The sequence below is a fragment of the Rheinheimera aquimaris genome, from assembly GCF_020531985.1.
Taxonomy (GTDB): domain Bacteria; phylum Pseudomonadota; class Gammaproteobacteria; order Enterobacterales; family Alteromonadaceae; genus Alishewanella; species Alishewanella aquimaris.
In genome coordinates this window covers 585,490-608,723 of sequence record NZ_JAJAVQ010000003.1, presented here as the reverse complement: position 1 = coordinate 608,723, position 23,234 = coordinate 585,490, and the positions used below count along the sequence as shown (strand labels likewise).

Annotated in this window: 20 protein-coding genes; 10 read left to right on the top strand and 10 right to left on the bottom strand. The window is 48.4% G+C overall.

Annotated features, from left to right (window positions below; translation table 11 throughout):
• Positions 1-11 precede the first annotated feature (11 nt).
• Together LHL18_RS12005 and LHL18_RS12000 are read right to left on the bottom strand one after the other, a co-directional pair.
• The gene (locus LHL18_RS12005) at positions 12-1,376 is read right to left on the bottom strand and encodes an ATP-binding protein (protein ID WP_226767259.1); all 1,365 of its coding nucleotides are present in this window, start codon (positions 1,374-1,376) and stop codon (positions 12-14) included.
• Complete coding sequence (locus tag LHL18_RS12000; RefSeq protein ID WP_226767258.1) at positions 1,373-2,068, bottom strand: response regulator transcription factor; 696 nt, start codon at positions 2,066-2,068, stop codon at positions 1,373-1,375. Before LHL18_RS12000 ends, LHL18_RS12005 begins: the two co-directional genes overlap by 4 nt.
• Positions 2,069-2,205: 137 nt before the next feature.
• Between LHL18_RS12000 and LHL18_RS11995 the strand changes: the two genes are divergently transcribed.
• Positions 2,206-2,664, top strand: a complete 459-nt coding sequence (locus LHL18_RS11995; protein ID WP_226767257.1) for a Spy/CpxP family protein refolding chaperone — start codon at positions 2,206-2,208, stop codon at positions 2,662-2,664.
• 38 nt (positions 2,665-2,702) lie between these two features.
• Here LHL18_RS11995 and glnG read toward each other — a convergent pair whose 3' ends face one another.
• From glnG to glnA, 4 genes are all read right to left on the bottom strand, one after another.
• Positions 2,703-4,112, bottom strand: a complete 1,410-nt coding sequence (gene glnG / locus LHL18_RS11990; RefSeq protein WP_226767256.1) for a nitrogen regulation protein NR(I) — start codon at positions 4,110-4,112, stop codon at positions 2,703-2,705.
• Between the two features lie 4 nt (positions 4,113-4,116).
• On the bottom strand, positions 4,117-5,193 hold the full coding sequence (gene glnL / locus LHL18_RS11985; RefSeq protein ID WP_226767255.1) for a nitrogen regulation protein NR(II): 1,077 nt from the start codon (positions 5,191-5,193) through the stop codon (positions 4,117-4,119).
• Positions 5,194-5,271: 78 nt separating this feature from the next.
• Positions 5,272-5,790 (bottom strand): DUF4124 domain-containing protein, encoded by a 519-nt coding sequence (locus LHL18_RS11980; RefSeq protein WP_226767254.1) that lies wholly within the window; start codon positions 5,788-5,790, stop codon positions 5,272-5,274.
• Positions 5,791-5,911: 121 nt separating this feature from the next.
• Positions 5,912-7,321: a glutamate--ammonia ligase gene (gene glnA / locus LHL18_RS11975; RefSeq protein ID WP_134051937.1), complete on the bottom strand. Its 1,410-nt coding sequence runs from the start codon at positions 7,319-7,321 to the stop codon at positions 5,912-5,914.
• A gap of 346 nt (positions 7,322-7,667) precedes the next feature.
• Here glnA and typA point away from each other — a divergent pair, with 346 nt between their 5' ends.
• From typA to LHL18_RS11945, 6 genes are all read left to right on the top strand, one after another.
• The gene (gene typA / locus LHL18_RS11970; protein ID WP_134051935.1) at positions 7,668-9,503 is read left to right on the top strand and encodes a translational GTPase TypA; all 1,836 of its coding nucleotides are present in this window, start codon (positions 7,668-7,670) and stop codon (positions 9,501-9,503) included.
• Positions 9,504-9,631: 128 nt separating this feature from the next.
• On the top strand, positions 9,632-10,525 hold the full coding sequence (locus tag LHL18_RS11965; RefSeq protein WP_134051933.1) for a virulence factor BrkB family protein: 894 nt from the start codon (positions 9,632-9,634) through the stop codon (positions 10,523-10,525).
• Positions 10,526-10,529: 4 nt separating this feature from the next.
• The gene (gene dtd, locus LHL18_RS11960) at positions 10,530-10,967 is read left to right on the top strand and encodes a D-aminoacyl-tRNA deacylase (RefSeq protein WP_134051931.1); all 438 of its coding nucleotides are present in this window, start codon (positions 10,530-10,532) and stop codon (positions 10,965-10,967) included.
• Positions 10,968-10,985: 18 nt separating this feature from the next.
• Positions 10,986-11,909, top strand: coding sequence for a bifunctional GNAT family N-acetyltransferase/hotdog fold thioesterase (locus LHL18_RS11955; protein WP_226767253.1), 924 nt, complete (start codon positions 10,986-10,988; stop codon positions 11,907-11,909).
• On the top strand, positions 11,906-12,715 hold the full coding sequence (locus tag LHL18_RS11950; RefSeq protein ID WP_134051927.1) for a Rossmann-fold NAD(P)-binding domain-containing protein: 810 nt from the start codon (positions 11,906-11,908) through the stop codon (positions 12,713-12,715). The genes LHL18_RS11955 and LHL18_RS11950 overlap by 4 nt, the downstream gene beginning before the upstream one ends.
• A gap of 110 nt (positions 12,716-12,825) precedes the next feature.
• Positions 12,826-13,443, top strand: coding sequence for a restriction endonuclease (locus tag LHL18_RS11945; protein ID WP_134051925.1), 618 nt, complete (start codon positions 12,826-12,828; stop codon positions 13,441-13,443).
• Positions 13,444-13,627: 184 nt separating this feature from the next.
• On the opposite strand, the gene LHL18_RS11940 is transcribed toward LHL18_RS11945, so the two are convergent.
• Together LHL18_RS11940 and hutC are read right to left on the bottom strand one after the other, a co-directional pair.
• The gene (locus tag LHL18_RS11940) at positions 13,628-15,658 is read right to left on the bottom strand and encodes a methyl-accepting chemotaxis protein (RefSeq protein WP_226767252.1); all 2,031 of its coding nucleotides are present in this window, start codon (positions 15,656-15,658) and stop codon (positions 13,628-13,630) included.
• Between the two features lie 187 nt (positions 15,659-15,845).
• Positions 15,846-16,562, bottom strand: a complete 717-nt coding sequence (gene hutC, locus LHL18_RS11935) for a histidine utilization repressor (protein WP_134051921.1) — start codon at positions 16,560-16,562, stop codon at positions 15,846-15,848.
• Between the two features lie 98 nt (positions 16,563-16,660).
• On the opposite strand from hutC, the gene hutI reads away from it, so the two are divergent.
• Positions 16,661-17,887: an imidazolonepropionase gene (gene hutI / locus LHL18_RS11930; protein ID WP_226767251.1), complete on the top strand. Its 1,227-nt coding sequence runs from the start codon at positions 16,661-16,663 to the stop codon at positions 17,885-17,887.
• Positions 17,888-17,949: 62 nt separating this feature from the next.
• Positions 17,950-19,482: a putative bifunctional diguanylate cyclase/phosphodiesterase gene (locus tag LHL18_RS11925; protein WP_226767250.1), complete on the top strand. Its 1,533-nt coding sequence runs from the start codon at positions 17,950-17,952 to the stop codon at positions 19,480-19,482.
• Here LHL18_RS11925 and LHL18_RS11920 read toward each other — a convergent pair.
• Positions 19,469-20,527, bottom strand: coding sequence for a formimidoylglutamase (locus LHL18_RS11920; protein WP_226767249.1), 1,059 nt, complete (start codon positions 20,525-20,527; stop codon positions 19,469-19,471). The two genes, LHL18_RS11925 and LHL18_RS11920, sit on opposite strands and share 14 nt — an antisense overlap.
• 14 nt (positions 20,528-20,541) lie before the next feature.
• Positions 20,542-21,027 carry a ribonuclease E activity regulator RraA gene (rraA, locus tag LHL18_RS11915; RefSeq protein WP_134051913.1) on the bottom strand — a complete coding sequence of 162 codons (486 nt, stop codon included), beginning with the start codon at positions 21,025-21,027 and terminating at the stop codon, positions 20,542-20,544.
• A 98-nt stretch (positions 21,028-21,125) separates the two neighbouring features.
• Between rraA and LHL18_RS11910 the strand changes: the two genes are divergently transcribed.
• A complete protein-coding gene (locus LHL18_RS11910) occupies positions 21,126-23,192 on the top strand; it encodes a putative bifunctional diguanylate cyclase/phosphodiesterase (RefSeq protein WP_226767248.1) in 2,067 nt (688 codons plus the stop codon).
• Positions 23,193-23,234 lie beyond the last annotated feature (42 nt).

Sequence of the window (23,234 nt, the reverse complement as noted above, 5' to 3'; positions counted from 1 at the left end):
CAATAAAGCAGTTATTTTACCGGTAAGTGCATAGTGATACAAAGCCCACCTTGCGGGCTGTTTTCTGCCCGAACCTGTCCTCCGTGTTGGCGTACTATCTGAGCTACGATTGCAAGCCCAAGACCAGTTCCGCCGGTATTGCTGTTGCGGCTGCTTGATACCCGGTAAAAAGGTTCGAAGACCGCGTCCAGTTGCTCAGGCGCAATACCCGGGCCCTGGTCCCTGATAGTGAGCACTAACTGGTTCGCTTGTTGCAACAGGCTGATATTAATCATGCTCGCTGCGGGACTGTATTTTATCGCGTTGCGTAAGACATTTTCGACCGCTCTGGCCAGCAAGCGGCTATCAGCGTAGATCTGGATGCCTGACGAAGTGTGCAAATTTATTGTTTGCTGTCTGGCATCGGCCTCAACCTGATTTACTTCAATGATCTCTGTTAACAGCTCCGGCAGGTCAAAGGGCTGTTTATGCAGTTGGTACTGTCCTGCATCCAGTTTACTGAATGTTAAAAGCTCGTCCAGCATTGCATCCAGCCTGTCCAGTTCCTGCTTCAATCGCGGTACTTGCTCCAGGTTTTGTTGCCGCTCGGCCAGGCCAAGTGCTAGTTGCGCCCGTGCCAGCGGCGAACGCAGTTCGTGCGAAATATCGCGTAGCAGGCGCTGCTGATTGGTCAGCAATGCACTTATCCGCTCAGCCATGGTGTTGAAGCTGCGTCCGAGCTGACCAAGTTCATCCTGACGTTTGCTAAGATTCGTGACCCGGCTCTGTAATTTTCCGTCGGCAAATTGCAGGTTACGCTGCAACAGTTCACGCAGCGGGCGGGATATAGACACTGCCAGTATAAAACTGGCAACAGCGGAAACAAGTAAAGTAAGGCCTAGCAGCACATGCTGTGGCATTTCGCTCAGCCGCCACCAGGGCTGGGGGGGACGCTGCCTTTTCTGGTACAGCGCCAGAGTCTCATTGCCCAGTCGTAAGACAAAAGGACCGGCCAGCGACATATTATGGTGTTTTAACCAGCGCGCGCGTGACAGCTGAGACAGCTCGGTTAACCAGTGCTGATCAAAATCGCGTGGCAACAGCTCTGGAGTTAATACAGTATTGGTGTCGGCATTAACCAATAACCAGCGGCCAGGCTTGTCCTGCTGCAGTCTGGCCAATAGTTGCTGGCTGTCTGTACTATTGGCAAATTGATCTACTTGCTGTTGCAACTGCTGGATAATACTATGAGGTAACCGGCGGATCTCCGTTTGCTCAACCAGCGCGCGCGACAAAGCCAATGTGCCAAACACTGCAATCAATAACACCAGCCAGAACCATAGAAAGATACGGCCGGCCAGATAATGAAACGGGTTTAATCTGCTCAGCCAGGTCATACATCTCCCGTCAGAAACAAGTATCCACTGCCACGCAGTGTTTGAATTTTCTCATCGGTACAATAAGCGGCTACTTTCTTGCGGATATTGCTGACATGCATATCCAGACTGCGGTCATACATCTGCAGCCGCTTCCCCAGTACTTCACGGCTGAGTTCGTCTTTCGTGACCACTTCGCCAGCACGGCGCATTAATTGCTCAAGTAATTGAAACTCAGTAGCCGTAAGGCTGACGGGGTGGCTGTTGCAGTGCAGCTGCCGGTTATGCGGGTTAAGCTCTAGCCCATTTACTGAAAGCACTGTATTCTGCCCGGTTTGCGGAGTTCTGGTTAGCTCAACACGGCGCAGTATGGCTTTAATTCTGGCTACCAGCTCGCGTGGGTTAAAGGGTTTAGCCAGATAATCATCGGCACCCAGCTCTAAACCTACTATGCGATCTACATCATCGCCGCGTGCTGTCAGCATTAAAACCGGGCAATAACAGCCACTGCGCAGCTCTTTAAGTACTGAAAGGCCATCCATACCCGGTAACATAATGTCCAGCAGGATAAGCTGATAGTCTCCCGACTGCGCCAGTGCTAATCCCTGCTTGCCATCATGAGCTGCTGTAAACTCATAACCATCCAGTGCCAGATACTCAGCAACGAGCTCACACAGGCCGGTATCATCATCGATCATCAGAATTGCAGGCATAAACACTCCTTCTTTAAGCAGAGTTTACCTAATGTCAGTGTTGTGCAATACACCTTTACCGAATCTTTACCCGGGCTTTGCGTTGCTTTGCATTTGGTGTTTTAAGCTTAAGCTGTCTCAACACAGGAGAATATCCGATGAAACTAGCTAAACTGATTTTCGCACTGAGTGTCATTACTGCAAGCAGCCTTTCAGGCAGCGTTATGGCACATGAACATAGAGCCGCCAGACATGACGGTGCTCATCATGAACGACATTTGCCAATGAAGCGCATGCTGGCTGGGCTGGATTTGACTGACAACCAGCGTGAGCAGATTAAACAATTAATGCAACAGCAGCGTGAGGCGTTTAAACGCGAAGGGCGTGACAACGCTGCCCATCTGCAGCTGCAGGCGTTATTAATTGCTGAACAGTTTGACGAGAGCGCTGCCAGACAGTTGTTGGAACAGCAACAACAGCGAGCCGTGGAAAAAAGGCTGACGATGTTAAAGCTGCAACACCAGGTATTACAGGTGTTAACTGAAGAACAGCGTCAGCAACTGGCTGAAAAACATCAGCACTGGCAGCAGAAAAAGTTACAGCGGCAGTCTTCTTAAATTGCCATGGTGGCAAATATAGAGTAGCGGCGTTATCGCTACTCTATATTTAACTCTTTGAGTTTACGGGTCAGGGTATTACGCCCCCAGCCAAGCCGCTTAGCGGCTTCCTGCTTATGGCCATGGGTAAAATGCAAAGCCTGCTGCAATACAGTACGCTCAAATTCCGGGCCTGCCTCTGCCAGAATATTTTCTTCGCCGGCGTTAAGTTTATGGCTGATCCAGCCCGCCAGCATATCCTGCCAGCTACCATCTTTCTGACTGACAGACGAAGAGCTGCTTTTCGGGGGAGTGGTCAGCTCGGGTGGTAAGTCTGTTACCACTATATGTTTACCACTGGCCATTACAGTCAGCCAGCGGCACGTATTCTCCAGCTGGCGCACATTGCCCGGCCAATCAAGCTGGGTCAGGAACTGTTCGGCTTCTTTCGTAAGTATTTTTGCTTCAACATTCAGCTCTTTCGCTGCCAATTGTAAAAAATGCTGCGCCAGTTTCGGTATATCTTGTTTACGTTCTTTCAATTGCGGCAGATGCACTCTGATCACATTCAGCCGGTGGAATAAATCTTCACGGAATTTACCCTCGCTGACCAGTTGCTCCAGGTTCTGATGTGTCGCAGCTATGATCCTTACATCTACGCCTATAGCCTGATGGCCGCCGACACGATAAAACTGGCCATCGGCCAATACGCGCAATAAGCGTGTCTGCACATCAAGCGGCATATCACCTATTTCATCAAGAAACAGGGTACCGCCATCGGCTTGCTCAAACCGGCCTTTGCGCAGGTTGTTGGCACCGGTAAAAGCGCCTTTTTCATGGCCGAACAATTCTGACTCAATCAAATCTTTAGGTATCGCAGCCATGTTTAAGGCAATAAACGGGTGTTCCGCACGCGGGCTGTGTTTATGCAGCGCGCCGGCAACCAACTCTTTACCTGTGCCTGACTGACCATTTATCAGTACGCTGATACTGGATCGGGCCAGCCGGCCAATAGCGCGAAATACTTCCTGCATCGCTGGTGCTTCGCCAATGATTTCCGGCGACAGTGACGGCGCAGCAGATTTATGTTTGGGTTGCCTCGCCAGCGCGTGTTCCAGTGCGCGGCTAATCAAGGCAACCGCGTCATTGACATCAAAGGGTTTGGGCAAATATTCAAAGGCACCACGCTTGAACGCATTGACGGCACTGTCCAGATCGGAATGGGCAGTCATAATGATAACCGGCAGTTCAGGCGCCAGCTCCTGCAGTCTGCTCAGCAGTGCCATACCGTCGGTGCCCGGCATCCGGATATCTGATACCACCACCGCAGGTTGATCGTACTCCAGCCGCTGCAACATCAAATCTGCAGATGCATAGCTCTCGCATAAAATATCCGCCCGGGCCAGGGCTTTTTCCAGAACCCAACGGATGGAATTGTCGTCATCAATAATCCAGACAGTATGACTCATCAGTTCAATCCTCAGTGTCTGCAATAGGCAGGTATAAAGTAAATTCGGTGTGGCCTGGCCAGCTGTCGCAGTCTATCCAGCCACCATGTTGATGGATAAGGGTTTGTGCAATGGAAAGCCCCAGACCGGTGCCACCGGCTTTGCCACTGACCATAGGGTAAAACAGCGTGTCTTTTATCTCTGCAGGTATGCCTGGGCCATTGTCGATAACCCTAATCAGTGCAACCAGTTTATAGCGTTTGCCATGCAGGGTATGCTGATGCAGTACTCGGCTTTGCAGGCTGATAACCGGGTTGTCGGTTTGGTCAAGCGCTTGCTGGGCATTACGTACAATGTTTAGCAGAGCTTGCTCTAAAAGCTCCGGATCGAATGCAAAATCAGGTATGCTCGGATCGTAGTCGCGGTTAAATTGTACTTGTCCCGGATTATCCATAATAGCCAGTTGACGCACCTGTTCTATCATCTGGTGCAGGTTGCTACGGGTTCTCTGAGCCGGGCGATAGGGGCCGAGCAGACGGTCAACCAGGTTCCTTAGCCGATCCGCCTGAGCGATAATCAGTTGGGTATACTCGGTCAGCTCTTCAGGTAAAGACTCTTCCAGTAATTGTGCGGCACCACGCAAACCACCCAGCGGGTTTTTTATTTCGTGAGCCAGACCTCTTATCAGCTCGCGCGCGGCCAAGTGCTGATGCTGTTGCAGGCTTTCAAGACTGATCTTACGCTGCTGATCTACCTGTCGTAGCTCTAATAACAGGTGCTCAACCGGTGTTTCGCACAGTGTCACTGAAATATCCAGCAACAGATGACGGCCATCAGCCAGCACGGCCTGTACATCACTGACACCAAACCCCTGTTTACTGCTTAATGCGCTGGTAAAGTGTTGCGCTGTAATATCGCAGTGCAAAAACAGATCCGGAAAATACTGCTCGCTGAGGCGCTTTTCTCCCAGTCCGAGCACAGCACAGCAGGCAGTATTGAAATAGCGTACGGTCAGCTGCGCATCAAGCAGCATGACCGCAGTCGTCAAATGTTCACTGATATGGATATGTAATTGTTCTGTGCTTATCACGGTATTGGCCACTGTTTTATCCTTTGCACCAAACTGGTGCGCAGCTAAAACAGTGTAATTCAGCTCAGACTGAATTGCATAGCGTATGCACTAATTTGGTGAAATTACCGAAGCTCTATGTAAATAGAAGGTCGTTACAGGACTCGTTGCAATAAGCTTGCCGCTTTGGTCAAAAAGCTCCATCTGTAGTTTATGTTCGCCACGTTCTATATCCCGCAAGATAAATACTGCATTGTTCTGCGGTTCTGCCTGGGGTTTACCATCTACCAACAGACGCACCCGCAGACCACGTTCGAACATCGGACTGATTTTACCGGACACATATACTGAGCCTGTGTTGTCGCGGACAGTGCCTTGATCTTCAGGCTGTGCAATTTCAACGGTGAATGGCTCTTTCGCGGGTTGTTTACGGGACGGTAGCGTTGGATCTGTTGCTTCCATGATATTTGCCCGGCTTGACAGGTTCACTTCTTCTGCGCCGGGTTGTGGGCTATCAGAAAACACCAACACGCCGTTTGCGTCCCGGGTGACGAAGACTTTTTTGTTTTCCTGCGCTTGTAATATGCTGGCCGAAAACAATATTAGTAAAGTAAACAACACTTTATTCATGTATTAATCCATTAGTCTTTTATTATTATTCTGTTGTTCTGAACGGTTACTCTAGCTTGCTTTGTATTGTTTTTCTACAAAAAAAAAGCTCACCGAAGTGAGCTTTTTCATTCAGGCTATTTTATACGCTGTAGTACAGTTCAAATTCAAGCGGATGAACAGCCACGGCAACTTTGCGGGCTTCAGCACGTTTAATATCGATGTAAGCATCGATCATCGCGTCAGACATTACGCCGCCTTTGGTGAAGATAGCGCGGTTTTTATCCAGCTCGTTCAGTGACTCTTCCAGTGAAGTAGAAACCTGCGGAATATTCGCCGCTTCTTCAGCCGGTAAGTCATACAGATCTTTATCCATCGCATCGCCTGGGTGGATCTTGTTCTGGATGCCGTCTAAACCCGCCATTAACTGGGCAGTGAACGCCAGGTAAGGGTTCGCTGCAGGATCCGGGAAGCGACACTCAATACGGCGCGCTTTAGCACTTGGTACCAATGGAATACGGATAGATGCTGAGCGGTTACGGGCGGAGTAAGCCAGCATTACCGGAGCTTCAAAGTGTGGCACTAAACGCTTGTACGAGTTAGTTGATGGGTTGGTAAAAGCATTGATGGCTTTTGCATGCTTAATGATACCGCCGATGTAATACAGCGCTAATTCTGACAAACCGGCATACTTGTCACCAGCGAACAGGTTTACACCATCTTTTGCCAGCGACTGGTGGCAGTGCATACCTGAACCATTGTCACCTACCAGTGGTTTTGGCATGAACGTAACGGTTTTGCCATACAGGTGCGCAACGTTATGGATAACATACTTAAGCTGCTGAACTTCATCAGCTTTCTTAGTTAAGCTGTTGAACTTTGTTGCAATTTCATTCTGACCAGCAGTAGCCACTTCGTGGTGGTGCGCTTCAACTGTCTGACCCATTTCTTCCAGTACCATACACATGGCGCTACGGATATCATGGCCTGAATCTACTGGTGGCAGTGGGAAATAACCGCCTTTGATGCCGGGACGGTGGCCTTTGTTGCCATCTTCATAGCTGGTGCCTGAGTTCCAGGCTGCTTCTGTTGAGTTAATTTTGAAGAATGAACCAGACATGTTTGTTTCAAACCGGATGTCGTCAAACATGAAGAATTCTGGTTCAGGGCCAAATAAAACAGTGTCCGCAATACCGGTTGATTTCAGGTATTCCTCAGCGCGTTTTGCAATTGAACGCGGGTCACGCTCGTAGCCTTGCATGGTGCTTGGTTCGATAACGTCACAAGTAATGTTCAGCGTGGTTTCTTCAAAGAAAGGATCCAGTACGGCAGTTGAGGCGTCTGGCATCAGGATCATGTCTGAGTCATTAATGCCTTTCCAGCCCATAATAGATGAACCGTCAAACATTTTGCCGTCTTCAAAGAAATCTTCGGTAATCTGGTTTGCAGGAACTGTCACGTGCTGCTCTTTACCTTTGGTATCAGTAAAACGTAAATCTACAAACTTCACTTCATTTTCTTTAATTAAACTCAGTACAGATGATGCAGACATGCATTCCTCCAATTAATCTGTTTTGAACTGATTTAGCGGTGTTGCTCCATTAAATGCCAGATATATGCCAAAGCTCTAACATCATGAAATGTATGTATTTTAGCTAATTATAGTTGTCCCTTTATGTTGATGTTGCACCAGTGTGGTGCTTTCGCGCATCTTGATGGTGCATTGCTCGCAGGGTTAAGTCTAGCTACTGATCTACTGTTCGCTAAAAAAATTTGCTTAATTCTCAGTTGCTGTTTTTCTTTCCTTGTAAAAACAGAGTAGAATGTGCGCCCTTTCGTTTCAGTTAGTTTTGCCTGGTGGTCATTATGGTCATCTAGTGCCACAGAGGATAGTTTACATGAGCGTCACTGCAACAAATTTAGATAAGCTGCGCAACGTTGCCATTATTGCGCACGTTGACCATGGTAAAACCACTTTGGTTGACAAACTGCTGCAGCAGTCTGGCACCTTCGATGCCCGCGCTAAAATGCAAGAGCGCGTAATGGACTCAAACGCGCAGGAATCTGAGCGCGGTATTACTATTCTGGCGAAAAATACGTCAGTGCGCTGGAACGGCTACCACATTAATATTCTGGACACGCCTGGCCACGCCGATTTCGGCGGTGAGGTAGAGCGTGTTTTATCAATGGCTGATTCAGTATTATTGCTGGTTGATGCTGTTGATGGCCCTATGCCACAAACCCGCTTCGTTACGCAAAAAGCCTTTGCTCACGGTTTAAAGCCAATTGTGGTTGTTAACAAAATTGACCGTCCAGGCGCACGTCCGGATTGGGTTATTGACCAGGTGTTTGACCTGTTTGATAACTTAGGTGCTACTGATGAGCAGCTGGACTTCCCGATTGTGTATGCGTCGGCATTAAATGGTTGGGCAACGCTGGATCACAACGAGCCAAAAGCGGATATCACCGATTTATTCCAGGCCATTGTTGATCATGTTGCACCTCCGGCAGTTGAGCTGGATGGTGAAACCCAGTTACAGGTATCGCAGCTTGATTACTCAAGCTATTTAGGCATCATCGGTATCGGCCGTATCAAGCGTGGCACCTTAAAGCCTAACCAGCAGGTAACTATCGTCGGTGCTGATGGCACGAAGCGCAATGGCAAGGTAGGTCAGGTATTTGGTTACCTTGGCTTAGAGCGCGTTGAAACTACCGAAGCGTCTGCCGGTGATATCGTGGCCTTTACCGGCCTTGGTGAGCTAAAAATCTCTGATACCATCTGTGCGACCACTAAAGTTGAAGCTTTACCGGCGCTGCAGGTAGATGAACCTACTGTTACAATGACCTTCCAGGTAAACACTTCTCCGTTTGCTGGTAAAGAAGGTAAATTCGTGACGTCACGCCAGATTTTAGAGCGTTTGAACAACGAGCTGAAGCATAACGTGGCACTGCGGGTTGAAGAAACTGATGACGGTGACAAATTTAAAGTGTCAGGCCGTGGTGAATTACACCTTGGTGTATTGATTGAAAACATGCGCCGCGAAGGCTTTGAGTTAGCGGTATCACGCCCGGAAGTTATCATGAAAGTGGTTGATGGCGTAAAAATGGAACCAATGGAGAATGTGACCATTGACTGTGAAGAGCCGCATCAAGGTTCGATCATGGAGAAAATGGGCGAGCGTAAAGCCGAAATGACCAATATGCAGCCAGATGGTAAAGGCCGTATCCGTATGGACTTCCTGATGCCGAGCCGTGGTTTAATTGGTTTCCGTACCGAGTTCATGACGATCACCTCAGGCACCGGTTTGATGTACCACAGCTTCGATCATTACGGTGAGCACAAAGGCGGTACTATCGGTCAGCGCCAAAACGGCGTAATGATTTCTAATGCGATGGGTAAAGCTGCCGGTTACGCGATTTTCTCACTGCAGGAACGTGGCCGCATGTTTATCAGCCATGCAGAAGAAGTGTACGAAGGTCAGGTCATCGGTATTCACAGCCGTAGTAACGATTTGACCGTTAACTGTTTGAAAGGTAAGCAGTTAACTAACGTAAGGGCTTCAGGTACTGACGAAGCGATTAACCTGGTACCGCCAATCCGCTATACGCTGGAGCAGGCACTGGAGTTTATTGATGACGATGAGCTGGTAGAGGTAACGCCAAAGTCAATTCGTATCCGTAAGCGTCATTTAACCGAAAATGACCGTAAACGCGCCAGCCGTAGTGCTGACTGATAAGCTATGAAAAACTAAAAAAGCCGGTGTTTCACCGGCTTTTTTGTTAGCGTTGACTTTAGCTAACAGCTGGTTGCAGCACAGCTTTTCTTGTATCCTCTTGGGGTAAGCACCGCTTTGGAGACGTTATGAAACCAGACTGGCAACACTATTTTGACACCGCAAAACGATTTATCAGATTATATGCACAGCGCTGTCAGCAAGACCAAATCACTATGATCGGTGGCTATCTGGCGTATATTTCCTTGCTGTCACTGGTACCTTTTATCGCTGTAATGTTTTCAATGCTTCGTGCCTTTCCGATGTTCAGCCAGTTCAGGCAAAGTATCGAAACTTTTGTCTACGCCAACGTCATTCCATCCCGTGGAGAGGAGATCCAAACCTATATCAGTCAGTTTATTGGCAATACCGGCGGTATGACCGCAGTAGGTATTACGGCGCTGGTGATAGTAGCGTTGCTGCTGATTTACAATATTGATAAGACGCTGAATAAGATCTGGCGGGTGACAAAACGGCCCAGGCCGATTATTTCATTTTCCATCTATTGGATGATACTGACACTGGGGCCGATATTATTCGGCTCTTCTATCGTACTGAGTTCATATTTGGTAGGGCTGACCCGTTTTGCAGAGAATTATACGCCAGGCTTATCAACATTCGCGCTGGGGATAGTGCCTTACCTTATTTCGATGCTGGCATTTTTTATCCTTTATGTTGTGGTACCCAACATTAAAGTGCGCTCACGTCATGCTTTTTATGGCGCTTTACTGGCGACGGTGTTGTTTGAGTTATCCAAGCGCGGCTTCGGCTTTTATATCGCCCATTTTCCTTCATACGACACTATTTATGGCGCACTTGCCCTGGTGCCTATTCTATTTGTCTGGGTATATTTGTGCTGGTTGGTCGTACTGCTGGGAGCGGAGCTGACTGCATTACTGCAGCAAATAGCCGCAGACACTGAACCCGCTGATGCCGATGATCCGGATCAAATCAGCCCAGAACCAGAAGTGAAGACGGATTGATAATTTGAAAGCATTAATACAAAGAGTAAAGCAGGCATCGGTCAGTGTTGACGAGCGTTGTATTGCACAAATAGACAACGGCATTCTGGTATTGCTGGGGGTTGAAGCCGACGACACCGAAGCCGATATCAGTAAACTGGCACATAAAGTTTGTCACTACCGGATGTTTGCTGATACTCACGGTAAAATGAACCTGAATGTGCAGCAAGCCGGTGGAGATATTCTGGTTGTGTCGCAGTTTACACTGGCTGCGGATACTCAATCTGGTCTGCGGCCGAGTTTTACGCCAGCTGCGCAGCCACAGAAAGCGCTGCAGTATTACCAGCAGTTTGTCCTTTGTTGTCAGGAGCTTGGTATTAATACCGCTACCGGACAATTCGGCGCTGATATGCAGGTTAGTCTCATTAATGACGGGCCTGTGACCTTTTTATTACAGAATTAGTATCCGGAGTAGTACTTTATGCGGCATTGGCAATTACGCTCGCCCGATACAGAGCAGGAGTGGCAGGATTACTATAAGCTGCGCTGGCAGATACTGCGTGAACCCTGGCAGCAGCCGGTTGGGTCAGAGCGGGACGCGTTGGAGGATACCGCTTATCACCTGATGCTGGTTGATGAGCACAACACTATAGCTGCAGTGGGCAGGCTGCATAAAATAGATGCTGCTACAGCACAGGTCAGGTATATGGCGGTTGCGACAGCGTACCAGGGTAAAGGTGCCGGCAGCCGGATCCTGGCAGGCCTTGAAGCTCAGGCTGCAGCATGGGGCTGTACCCATGTTCAGCTCAATGCCCGAGACAGCGCTTTAGCTTTTTATCAGCGCTCTGGCTACCACAGTATGTCAGAAGCACCGGAGCAGTTTGGTATTCGTCACTATGTTATGCGTAAAACAGTACGTCTTGCCAAAGACGACGTTCAGTTCAGATTATGGTGTGATGAGCTAAGTAAGACCTGGCAGCAAACCATCCCGGTCAGTCAATTTATGCAGCTGAATATCGACAGTTTCGATGGCAATGAATTCCGCTGCGCAGCGCCGATGGCGCCAAATATCAATCTGCATAAGACAATGTTCGCTGGCAGTATTTACACCTTGGCGACGTTAACAGGTTGGGGGATGTTATATCTGCAATTGAGAGCGCTTGGTTTGCAGGGCGATCAGGTACTGGCAAACGCGGATATCCGTTATATCAAGCCGGTTGTTGCTGAACCCGTTGCTCGTTGCGTATTGCAGCATTGCGTTGGCGATTTAATGCCTCTTGCGGAAGGACGCAAAGCTGTACAGAAAATTAAGGTGCAGATTCTGTCCGCCGGTGAAGTTTGCGCAGAGTTTCATGGCCGCTATGCGGTATTACCTGCAACAGGCAAGGCAGATCACAAAGCGTGAAGATTATAATAGTGGGTTGTGGTTGGTTGGGGCAGCAACTGGCGTTGCCACTGCAGCAGGATGGTCATCAGCTTTATGTGACACGCCGTAGTGCAGACGTATTGACTAATCTGCCCACAGCAATGTCTGGTTTTGTACTCGATTTGCGGCAGCCAGATTTAACACAGAATCAGCAGGCGCTGGCGTTATTCCATGATGCGCTGGTGTTATGTGCAATCCCGCCAGGGCGCGGTGAGACAGGCAATAATTATCAGACATCCCTGCAAAATTTGTATCAGTTGATGGTGCAGGCAAAAAGTACGGCGGTCATCCATTTCAGTTCAACCGGCATATACCAGGGATGTACAGGCAAGGTCGATGAGAGCAGTGAATTATGTAGCCAGCACCCAAGAGTGCAGTTGTTATACGCGGGGGAACAGGCGTTACAGCAATTCCCGCATTGTATTACGCTGCGTCTAGCCGGATTGATGGGGCCGGGCAGACATCCAGGGCACAGCGTGGCAGGTAAAACGCTGTCCAACCCGGATGGCGCAGTGAATATGGTACATGCCTTGGATATTCTGGAAGCGGTTAGGACACTGATAGCTGACAATACCTGGTTGTCCGGGCTGTACAACCTGAGCTGCCCTGCACCGATAACACGTGAGGAATTCTATTTAAGGGCTGCTGAATTGGCGCAAACAGAGATGACATTTATCTGCGATGCCACTCAATCTCGCCGTGTGTTAGCTGAAAAGTTTAGTCTTCGGTTTGATTTCAAGTATCGCTTTTCGTCAGCGATTGATGCTTTAACATACTGTTTTTGAACGTTGTTTGTTCTATCATAGCTTTTATAAAGCATTTATCAGCTTCTTATTAAGAAAAAATATTTCTGCCGCCTGATACTCTGTGCTCAACAGATGGAGTTGAGGGTGTTATGAAAAATAAATGGTTGGTCATTTCTTCAGTCAGTACTGCCCTTGGTATTATTGCCGGCGCTATTTATCTACTGTTTGCCGAACATTCGTTACTGCTTAGTAATAATAACTGGGTGCTGTCGGCCTTTTGGTCAGCTTTTATGCTGTGGACCTTTGTTCTGATGTTTGTTGTCGCATTAATATTTAATGTAATGGCATTCTTTGAGCTTGACGAGCAGCATCGCCTGTTTGGTTTTCCTATGCCTCTGCGTACTTTATTGTCATCAAAAGACAAGCAGAACCAATTTTTGCAGGAGGCTGAGCAGTTTTTATTACGACAGGGTAAACTGTGTAATTCTTCCCGTGTAAGCCCTGAGTATAAATGCCTGCAAGCAAAGGATACTGAAAAGTTGGTATTGCTGCAGCAAAAAGAGCAAGCGGTTGATATTAATCAGATAAGAGCGCTGTTTCAGCAAATGCTGGCAGCTGATTTTACCAGTGGTGTGGTGGTTAGCTTTGCTGGTTTTAGCAGCCAGGCCTGGATTTTCGCCCGTGAAGCCAATATTGAGTTACTTGATGCGAAAAGCCTGAAAAAGCAACAAAAATTGCAGCGTGTGCAACAATTTGCCATGGTTTAAGCTGATATCATATTTTCATCGGGTTTTTTTAAGAATATTTGGCACTATGAAGTGCGAATGGAATCGATAAAAACAAAAGGACATAAAGTACTTCCTGCCTGGCTGGACATTGTCCAGCCTTTTTCTAAGCATGGGAATGCACCTGGTGGCAGGATGCCGCTACCTTATTTTGCCTCAGCGCTAGTCAGGATATCTTAAACGTACTTGCAGCTTGCTGTAAGGCTGCAGCCAGCTCTGATACACCATCACTGTGTTGTAACGTACGCTGCGCTTTCTCGCTACTGACGTGAGCTACGTCGATCATTTGTTGCATGTTATCGTCAATGGTGTTGCCCAGTGCCAACTGAGTTTCAGTGGCGGCATGGACACTGTTGCTGATAGTTTGAGTTTGCGCGATAGCTGCTGTTACCAGGCTCAACGCCGATACCAACTCAAGAGTTTGTGCAACACAGAGATCGGCATCTGTCTTACCGTCAGTTATTTCGGATACAGCTTGCTTGCTTTGCAATTGCAGAGTTTCAATCATCTGACGGATTTCGTCAGTAGCTTGTTGGGTTCTGCCAGCCAGAGACCTAACTTCATCTGCTACAACAGCAAACCCGCGACCTTGTTCGCCAGCGCGCGCGGCTTCTATAGCGGCATTTAGCGCAAGTAAGTTTGTTTGCTCAGCTATGCCTCTGATCGTCGCCAGGATTCCACCAATATTGTTTGCTTCATCATTGACGCGACTCATCGCAGTGCTGGTGGTGGTTAACTGCTGTGCTAGGCGGTTAATCAGCTCATTATTTTTCCCGGCAATTAAATCTATCTGCTTGCCTTGCTCTAAGGCCTGGCGCATCGCAGAAGTCGTTTCAGTAGATTGGCGTGCTATCTCTCTTGTACTGTCGGCCAGTTGCCGGGTGATGTGGTTAACTTCGGCAATCTGTTGCTGTTGATGCTGCAATGAATCATTAATTTCACCAACTTCATAAGCTGATTGGCTGGCGTTCTGGCTCAGGTCACTGGCATTCTGCTGGATATTGACAATCAGCGCACTTAGCGAATTAATCAGACTGTTTACTTTAGCTGCCAGAGCGCCAAATTCGTCCCGGTTTGTTATGTTGAGTTTGCGAGTGAGATTGCCACCAGCGATGTCGCCCAGCACTTTATTAATGCCGGCCAGTGGGCGTAACATAGCATTAATGGTCAGATAAGCGGCAGCCACTGCCAAAATAACAAGAATTAACATCAGACTGAGCGTGCGGGTGCTTCCTGAGCTGACGGTGTCTGATACTTTTTGCTGTAGCAGGCTAAACTGTGTATCAGCATCGGTCAGCAGTGTATCGAGTGCTGTGACGACTTGTTCAACCCTTGTCTCGGATAAATTAAGCTGTGTCCTGGCTTCTTGCTGTGCTTTGACTTGTTGTAGTTTAAGTTCTGACAGGCTGGTGTCTGCTGCTAGCTTTTCGGTTAAGTTTGCTAACTGTTCAGTGATGGCCTGCCATAAGCCATCAGTGTTCTGTCTGGCGACAAGGTTAGCCATATAGTCAATATTGGCCTGCATATCACTAAGGGCAAAACTTATGTTTTCGCCTGCTGCTTCGGCTGCTGTCAACTCTGTATATCCGGCCACCTCTTTTAATGTGTTAAGTAGCCCGAGCAATTGCCCGTCGATGCGGTTGGCACTGCCGGCGATCAGCTCCATTTGTTGCTCACCGCCTGGTAGGTCAAGGTAAGAAATATCCAGCAGATTTGCACCGATATTATCAATCAGTTGCTCAAGCTCCTTCAATTCTGCGCTGACCTGACGCTGCAGAGCAATGCTGTTCAGAAGGCTACTAAACATGCCACTAACTGCTGAGGCGTACTGCTGGTAGTGATTATCAATAGTACCGAGTGTTTGAGTAAAGGAAGGCTCGTTGCGGGTAAGCTGTGTCAGGCTGGCTAGCTGTCCTCGCAGAACGTCACTGCCAGTGTTAAACTGTTGCTGATACTGGCTGATGGCAGATGCATTGTCAGCGGTGTAACCTAATGCAGATAATTTGGCCAGTTTCAGCAGTTGTATTTGCGCCATATTACTTTGTTGTTGTACAGGCACAGCCAGTTGATTTACCAGCTCACTGGATCGGGTAACTGCGGAAAAGCTGACTAATGCAGAGCCGCTGGAGAGTAAAAGTAGCAGGGCAATAAAACCAAAGCCAATGATGACCTTATGGGCAACTTTTAATGTAAACACTCAGGCAAACTCCGCACTGTTACAGTGCCTTAAACATAGACACCAGACGCATTGGAAACAACCTGAAATTAACAAAGAAAATTAGACTGGTCTAGCCAGTAAATCGGAACATGAGCGAATTTGGGGCAGCGGCACTAAATTGGTGCTACTTTATGTCGGTGCAAATGCTGGTATTTGCTTTGAGTTTTCAATTCTGCTGTAGCGAAAAGTTAAGGTGGCCGCCCAAACGATAACGACTGCCGGGCGATGTTAAGTAAGCCAGGCTGACAGCTCCTTCACGGCTGAAAGTGCGCCGGGTTAGTCTAAGGCAGGGTTCAGCTTTTTTTAGTATCAGATGTTTACAGGTAAAATCATCTGGCCATATCGCTTCTACAGTGTGCTCGGCTTCTGTCAGTGGTGCAATGAAACTTAGATACTGGTGTGGGGTTTGCTGGTTGAAATCCTGCTTTACATAGTCCGGTACCAACCGCGGGCTGACATAACGCGCTTCCAGTTGTAGTGGCTGATTATCCTCCAGGTGCACAATTAACGAGAAGTACACCGGATCATTGCGGCGCAGCCCAAGTGCGCTGGCCACTACTGTAGGGCAGGGCAGTTCCGTAAGCTGCAACAGGCGTGCACTATATGCATGCCCCCGGCTGTGTATTTCATCAGCAATATTACGGATTTCCAGCAAAGAAGATTGAGATTTCAGTGCGGCGACAAAGCTGCCAACGCCTTGTGTGCGGTATAAAATGCCCTGCTCTGTAAGCTCTTGCAGTGCCCGGCGCGCAGTCATCCTGCTTACACCGAACTGTTCAGCCAGTTCGTTTTCAGAAGGTACCCTGCTATGTTCTGGCCAGGCTGCTATTTCAATCTGGCCCAGTATGAATTCCTTTATTTCCGCAAATTTCGCCGTTGCCATAACACCTCCTGTTGGTTGGATAAAAAATACTGCAGCTTTGTTGTATATACAAGTTGGTGGTGTAGAATAATTTTAACACCGCAGTCAGGAGAACCGCTATGCAACAGTTCGATGCTATCTGGATAAATGCCAGTATTGCCACTATGACCGATAATGGAGAGCCTTATGGCAGTATTGAAGATGCCGTGTTGGCGGTAAAAGATGGCTTAATTGCTTTTGTCGGAAGACATAGCGACTTGCCGGCTTTTGACAGTTTAACAACCCCTATATATGACGCCAAAGGGCAGTGGATATTGCCCGGCTTTATCGACTGTCATACTCATCTGGTATACGCCGGTAGCCGGGCTAATGAATTTGAAATGCGGCTAAACGGTGCTGACTATCAACAAATTGCAGCAGCCGGCGGCGGCATTCGCTCAACTGTGGCAGCAACGCGCTTAGCCAGCCACGAGCAGCTTTTTGTGCTGGCGAAAGATCGGCTTAATGTGCTGTTGTCGCAAGGCGTAACCACGGTTGAGATTAAATCGGGCTATGGGCTGGATTTAGCGACAGAGCAAAAAATTCTTGAGGTTGCATCCGAGTTAGAGCGTTGTCACCCGGTCTCAGTGCAAAAAACCTTTTTAGGTGCCCATGCGTTGCCAGCTGAGTTTGCAAACGATGCTGATGGTTACATAGATGCAGTGTGTCAGATGATGCCGGTGTTGCAGCAACAAAAACTGATAGATGCGGTAGACGTGTTTTGTGAAGGTATCGGCTTCAGCACAGAGCAAAGTCGTAAAGTCTTTTCTGTTGCCAGTGAGCTGGGGCTACCGGTGAAGGCGCACGCTGAGCAGTTATCGAATATCGGCGGCAGTGCACTGGTTGCAGAGTTTGGCGGCTTATCAGCCGACCATATAGAATTTCTGGATGAAGCGGGTGTTGCTGCTATGGCGCAGGCCGGTACTGTTGCCGTATTGCTACCGGGAGCTTATTACTTTTTACGGGAAACTCAATTGCCTCCTATTGAATTATTACGGCGGTATCGGGTTCCGATGGCTGTTGCGACAGATCTTAACCCTGGCACATCACCACTATGCTCATTACCGCTAATGCTGAATATGGCGTGCACTTTGTTTCGTTTAACGCCGCAAGAGGCGTTGCTGGGCGTGACCCGGTATGCAGCTTTGGCGCTGGGGTTAAAAGATAGGGGGACGCTGGCTGTCGGCCAGAAAGCGGATTTTGCCTGCTATGGCATCAACCAACCTGCAGAGCTATGCTACCAGTTTGGTGTTAATCAACTTAAGCAACTGATTATTAATGGTAAAGAAGTTAACTATCGGATGTGAATTGCTTTACTTCAGGGTAATTTAGATTAAGCTAGTAGCATAAATTGCACTGGAGTAACGCGGTGTCTTTTCGTTGTTGTAGTCTGTTTGTAATAAGTTTTCCGGTAGCGGCGCAAACTGAACAGGCATTATATACTGCTATTGGGCTGCTAAGCATTGCATTAGCTCTGGCCGCTATCAGCATCTTTAGGCTGAAATCCCGCCTGAGTAAGCTGCTGCAGGCGTATAAAGCTGCAGAAAAAGCCGTACTGGGGTTCTATGCTTTGCATGATGATATCAGCGGGTTCCCGAACAAATTTTTTCTGCAGCAACAGCTGGATAAACTGCTGAAAAAAGCCCCCGAGCAGTCATTCTCGCTATTATTGATGAAAATAAGTCAGTTTGACAAGGTTAACCATCTGCTTGGCCATAGCAATAGCAATCTGGTGCTGGCGCAGATAGCTCAGCGCATCAATGAACAGTTAAAAACGGCGGACGAGGCGCTGACATTCGAGTTTCGTAAGCAGGCGCCTGTACGGTTGTGTCACCTGGGAGGCGTTGATTTTGCTGTTTGGATTGCGTGCAACGACAAACCAAATTTAGCAGAGTATCTGGCTGACAATCTGGAGAAAACAGTACCTGAGCCCATGATAGTGCATGGCTGCGCTATCGATTATCAGCTGCATTCCGGTATTGCGCATTACCCACAGCACGGCACACAGCTAAGTGAATTGTTGGAGCGGGCCTATCTGGCATTACAGCATCACAGCTGGTTACAGGGCCAGAGCCAGGTATTCAGCGCGGATATGCTGCATTACTCTACCGATAAACTGACATTGATGGCTGAGCTGCGCCAGGCAATAGAGCAGCAGCAACTTGCGCTTTATGTGCAGCCGCAGGTGGATATGCAAAGCCGTGAAGTACTGGCTGGTGAAGTGTTTGTGCGTTGGCGGCATCCGAGCCGGGGGCTGATGACACCTGATAGTTTTCTGGCACTGGCAGAAGAGACCGGAGTGATATATCCGCTGACTCAGTGGGTATTGACGGAGGCTATAGCTACCATTGCGCAGTTAGATAAAGCCGGACTGGAGGGTAAAATTGCTGTAAATATTTCCAGTCAGGATCTGTTGCAGGATGAGCTTATCGACAGCCTGGATATATTGTTTGCGAAGTATAATGTTAAGCCGCAACAACTTATTCTGGAAATAAAAGAAGGTGCCTTTGCGGCCCGGCCGTCACAATCCATCAGCATGATGCAGCGTTTGCACAAAATGGGTGTAGAGCTGATGCTGGATGACTTTGGTACGGGCCTGTCTTCGTTATCCCATCTGCGGCAACTGCCGGTGCAGTCTGTTAAAGTTGACTGCTCTTTTATAAACGATCTGCACAAGTCTGACATTCATACTGCTATTACCGGTGCCATTATCGATATGGCGCGCAATCTGGGCTTGGGTGTAATAGCTGAAGGTGTTGAAGAAAAAGAAGTTGAACAGAAACTGCTGCGTATGGGCTGTAACCGCGGACAAGGTTTTTTGTATTCCAGACCTTTTGAATTAAGTGGCTTTGCCGTATGGCTAAAACACTGGCAGCAGCAACAACATACTAAATTGCGGTAGCCTGATGCTGCTTGCCCTGAATAAACGCTACTACCAGCGCAGCCAACACTTGCCCGGCTTCATTAAGCCCGGCGGATAACCCTGCAGGATGCTGAACTGGCGCCGCCTCCGCCAGATGCAAATAACGGCTACGCGGCAGTTTGGCAAGCTGAAATACGAATTGCTCGGCATTGTGCACAGTTAAGCCGCAGTTGGTAAAGGCGCTGACGGGCATCAGGCTGATACTGTCGGTATCCAGTTCAATGCCAATATCGCCCTGGCCGCGTACGACGTGTTCAATACATAAATCCAGCGCTTGCTGGTAATGCAGTTCCTGCCGGACAAAAATTCGCTGATAGCTGCAGTATTCTGCGCCAGCTTCACGCAACTGCGTTAGCGTTGCGGCTGAGTTCTTCAGCTCGTGCAGCCCCAAAACAAAATAATGCTCTAAATAACCAGCGTTATGGGCATAACTGAAGCCATTACCACTGTGCCGTCCTTCCAATGGCCTGAAATCTGAATGAGGGTCCAGATTGGCGCTGTTCGCCTTTTGTCCACTGCTTAAACTGAGTGCTTTTAACAACGGGTAACTGTTGTTATGGCCACCACCAATAATCAGTGGATATAAACCGGCGGCAAATATTGCCTGCACCACAGCAGCAACGCGCTCATCCAACTCAGAAACCAGTTGACGCAACAGCTCAGGTGATGCGCTCTGGCCATTGCCTGTTACGTCAGCGCGCTGCTGCAAGTCTTTGCATTCAATACTGCCAAGCAGCAGGATTTGCTTTGCCGGAATAAATTCATTTGATTGCAGGTTTAAAAACTTAGTTAAAAACGCCTGCCAGCCTTTATCTGCGCCTGCCAGGCCCAAGTTCGCCCTGGGCCCTATATCTTCCGGTACACCCAGTAATACATACTGGCAGCCTTCTGCTGCAGCCTGACTCAGTTGCTGCGATAAATCTGCTGCAGGGGCTGGCAGGGTGATACTCTGACCTAAACGGGTTTCCCCGCTACGTGCGGTGCAAAAAAGAGATAACTGCGAACTGGTGAAAAGGTTAAGCATCAGGCTGTGTCGTCTTATTCAATATCCAGTGCGTCAGGAGACATAATAATGCCAGTGCTGTCAGCGTAGAGATGGTCGCCCGGTAAAAAGGTCACACCAGCAAAATTGACCGGTACTTCCGTTTCGCCAAAGCCTTTATCATCAGCACCAACCGGAATTGCATTAACCGCCTGAATGCCGATGTCGAAATCTTCCAGTAAATCTAAATCGCGCACGCTGCCGTAGCAAACAATGCCTTCCCAGCCATTTGTGGCTGCCATTGATGCCAGCTCAGCGTCAATGATGGCACGTCGGGCAGAGCCTCCCGCATCGATGAGCAGTACTTTACCAACGCCCGGCTCACTGAGCATTTGCCTGACCAAACCATTGTCTTCAAAGCACTTTACGGTATGGATTTGGCCTCCAAACGACCGACGGCCACCATAGCTGGCAAATAATGGCTCCACCACATCAACTAAATCGGCATAAAGATCACATAACTCTGATGTGTTGTATTCCATAATTGGCTCCGGCAGGGAAGAAACGACTGTTCACAGTATAGCGCTGACTTAGGCAAGCTCAAACTATTATTATTACTGGGTTTTCGCAGATTTGAACGATGCGTGTTGTCGAGCAGACAGGTTATTTGTTACTGTGTATTGAGACGACTCAACCGGTATCTGCCGTGGCGCCAGAAATATTTTCCAGACTTGCTATTTACCTGACAGAGATGGGCATTGCATTACTGCTCAGTTATCTGCTGTGGCGTCTTAGTCTGGTTTACAAACAAAGCTATATCCGGTCCTGGTTTTTTGCCTTATTAGCATTTGGCATCTATCAGTTGATGATTTTGCTGCAGTGGGCAACGCCATCCAGTCTTGTACCGGCTGCAATCATGCAGTTTACCGTCGTGTTTTGCAGCTACGGCTTTGCCGTTTATCTGCTGCGGGGGATGGTGCAAACGCGGGGCAGTGGCACACATTTACTCAGTCGGGTATCCAACGCCAGGCTGATAGTATTGCTTAGCGCCGCCGCGGTTGTCAGCATAGCGCCGTTTGGCTGGAGTGAAGCTATTGACGCCTGGCAGCGCTATTTTCAACTCTATTTCCGCTTATTACTGATGGGTATATTGCTGCTCACTGCGGCAGTCAGTTTGTTGCAGCGCACAGATAATGCTCTGGGGCAGCGCCTCGCGGTTTTTAGTATGTCACTGTGGGGCGTACTTTATATCGCCTATACCATCTGGCAAGTGCTCAGTACGCGCCAGCCTGCCGATATCCAACTGTTACTGATTTATAAATGCGTAGAGCTATTTTTATTAAGTTGCCTTGGGTTGGCACTGCTGATTTGGTTGCATGAACACGAGCGAAATACCAACCGGCAGTTAAGTGAAAAAGCATTGTATCTGGATCGCTATGATCAACTTACCGGCGCGCTGAACCGCGATGCGTTGCTTACAATGCTGCAAGAGAAACTGCAACAATCCGCCTCTGCTTCAACTTATTTATTGATGCTTGGGCTGGATAAATTCAAAACAATTAATGAGTCGGTAGGTTTAAAACAAGGCGACATTTTGCTGCGCCAGCTGAATCAGCGGCTTGAAGCTAGCATTTTAAAACCGGCTCTGGTTGCCCGCACCGGCGGCGATATTTTCGCGTTGGCACTAACCGACATTAAAACCGCTACTCAGCTCCAGTTTGCATTAAGACATTTACAGCAATTGGTTGAGAAAAGCTTTGATCTGGCGGGCGGCCCGTTGCAGCTTAGTTGTACTATAGGCATTGCCAGTGCGCCGGAAGATGCAATGACTGCAGAAAGTTTGCTGCAAAAAGCCAATATTGCCTATCACCAGGCTAAAAGGCTGCAGCAGCGTAGCTTGGCTTATCAGGCCGGTATGGAAGATGAATCCGCCCGGTTGATTGGCTGGGAAACCGAGTTGCTGTCAGCCATGCGTAACGATGAGCTGGTATTGTATTTCCAGCCTCAGATCAATTTACGTGACAATAAGCTTGAAGCTTTTGAAGTGTTAATACGCTGGCAGCATCCGACAAAAGGCTTTCTGATGCCAGGGCAGTTCTTACCCTTTGTTGAACAACTAGGATTAAGCCGGCAACTTGATTTCTGGATTTTGCACAAGGCGGTGAAAACCATCAGCGAATGGCGCAAGCAGCAGCTACAGATACCGCTGGCGGTGAATATGTCGCCATTACATTTTCAGCAGGATGGCCTGAAACAGAAAATTCAGCAGCTGTTGCTGCAATACAAAATCTCTCCGGATCTACTTGAGCTGGAAATCACTGAAAATACCGCAATGCATGATATGGAAAAAGGCTCTAATCATGTACTGGAGCTGCAGCAGATGGGTATTCGGGTATCTATTGATGACTTTGGTACCGGCTACTCGTCACTGGCTTATTTACGCCGTATGCCGATTGAGAAAATTAAAATCGACCGTAGCTTTGTCATGGATATGGCAGGCAATGACTCAGACATGATTATCGTAAAAACAATGATTAAACTGGCGCATGGCCTGGGTAAACGTATTCTCGCGGAAGGGGTTGAAACGGCAATGCAACTGCAGTTGCTGCGCAACTTGTCCTGCGACACTGTGCAGGGTTATTATTTTGCAAAACCTCTGTCAGAGCAGGACGCAATCAATTTTGCCCGTCAGCCGGTGTCATTATAGCGTCATAAAGCAAGGTTAGTCTGAGTTCAGTCAACGCTGATG

Coding starts and splice junctions, on each gene's coding strand:
- LHL18_RS11965 (WP_134051933.1), top strand. CDS start 9,632: ATGAAACCAGACTGGCAACACTATTTTGACACCGCAAAACGATTTATC.
- glnG (WP_226767256.1), bottom strand. CDS start 4,112: ATGAGTCATACTGTCTGGATTATTGATGACGACAATTCCATCCGTTGG.
- LHL18_RS11920 (WP_226767249.1), bottom strand. CDS start 20,527: ATGCTTAACCTTTTCACCAGTTCGCAGTTATCTCTTTTTTGCACCGCA.
- LHL18_RS12000 (WP_226767258.1), bottom strand. CDS start 2,068: ATGCCTGCAATTCTGATGATCGATGATGATACCGGCCTGTGTGAGCTC.
- LHL18_RS11995 (WP_226767257.1), top strand. CDS start 2,206: ATGAAACTAGCTAAACTGATTTTCGCACTGAGTGTCATTACTGCAAGC.
- hutI (WP_226767251.1), top strand. CDS start 16,661: ATGCAACAGTTCGATGCTATCTGGATAAATGCCAGTATTGCCACTATG.
- rraA (WP_134051913.1), bottom strand. CDS start 21,027: ATGGAATACAACACATCAGAGTTATGTGATCTTTATGCCGATTTAGTT.
- typA (WP_134051935.1), top strand. CDS start 7,668: ATGAGCGTCACTGCAACAAATTTAGATAAGCTGCGCAACGTTGCCATT.
- LHL18_RS11955 (WP_226767253.1), top strand. CDS start 10,986: ATGCGGCATTGGCAATTACGCTCGCCCGATACAGAGCAGGAGTGGCAG.
- hutC (WP_134051921.1), bottom strand. CDS start 16,562: ATGGCAACGGCGAAATTTGCGGAAATAAAGGAATTCATACTGGGCCAG.
- LHL18_RS11980 (WP_226767254.1), bottom strand. CDS start 5,790: ATGAATAAAGTGTTGTTTACTTTACTAATATTGTTTTCGGCCAGCATA.
- LHL18_RS11945 (WP_134051925.1), top strand. CDS start 12,826: ATGAAAAATAAATGGTTGGTCATTTCTTCAGTCAGTACTGCCCTTGGT.
- LHL18_RS11910 (WP_226767248.1), top strand. CDS start 21,126: ATGCGTGTTGTCGAGCAGACAGGTTATTTGTTACTGTGTATTGAGACG.
- LHL18_RS12005 (WP_226767259.1), bottom strand. CDS start 1,376: ATGACCTGGCTGAGCAGATTAAACCCGTTTCATTATCTGGCCGGCCGT.
- glnA (WP_134051937.1), bottom strand. CDS start 7,321: ATGTCTGCATCATCTGTACTGAGTTTAATTAAAGAAAATGAAGTGAAG.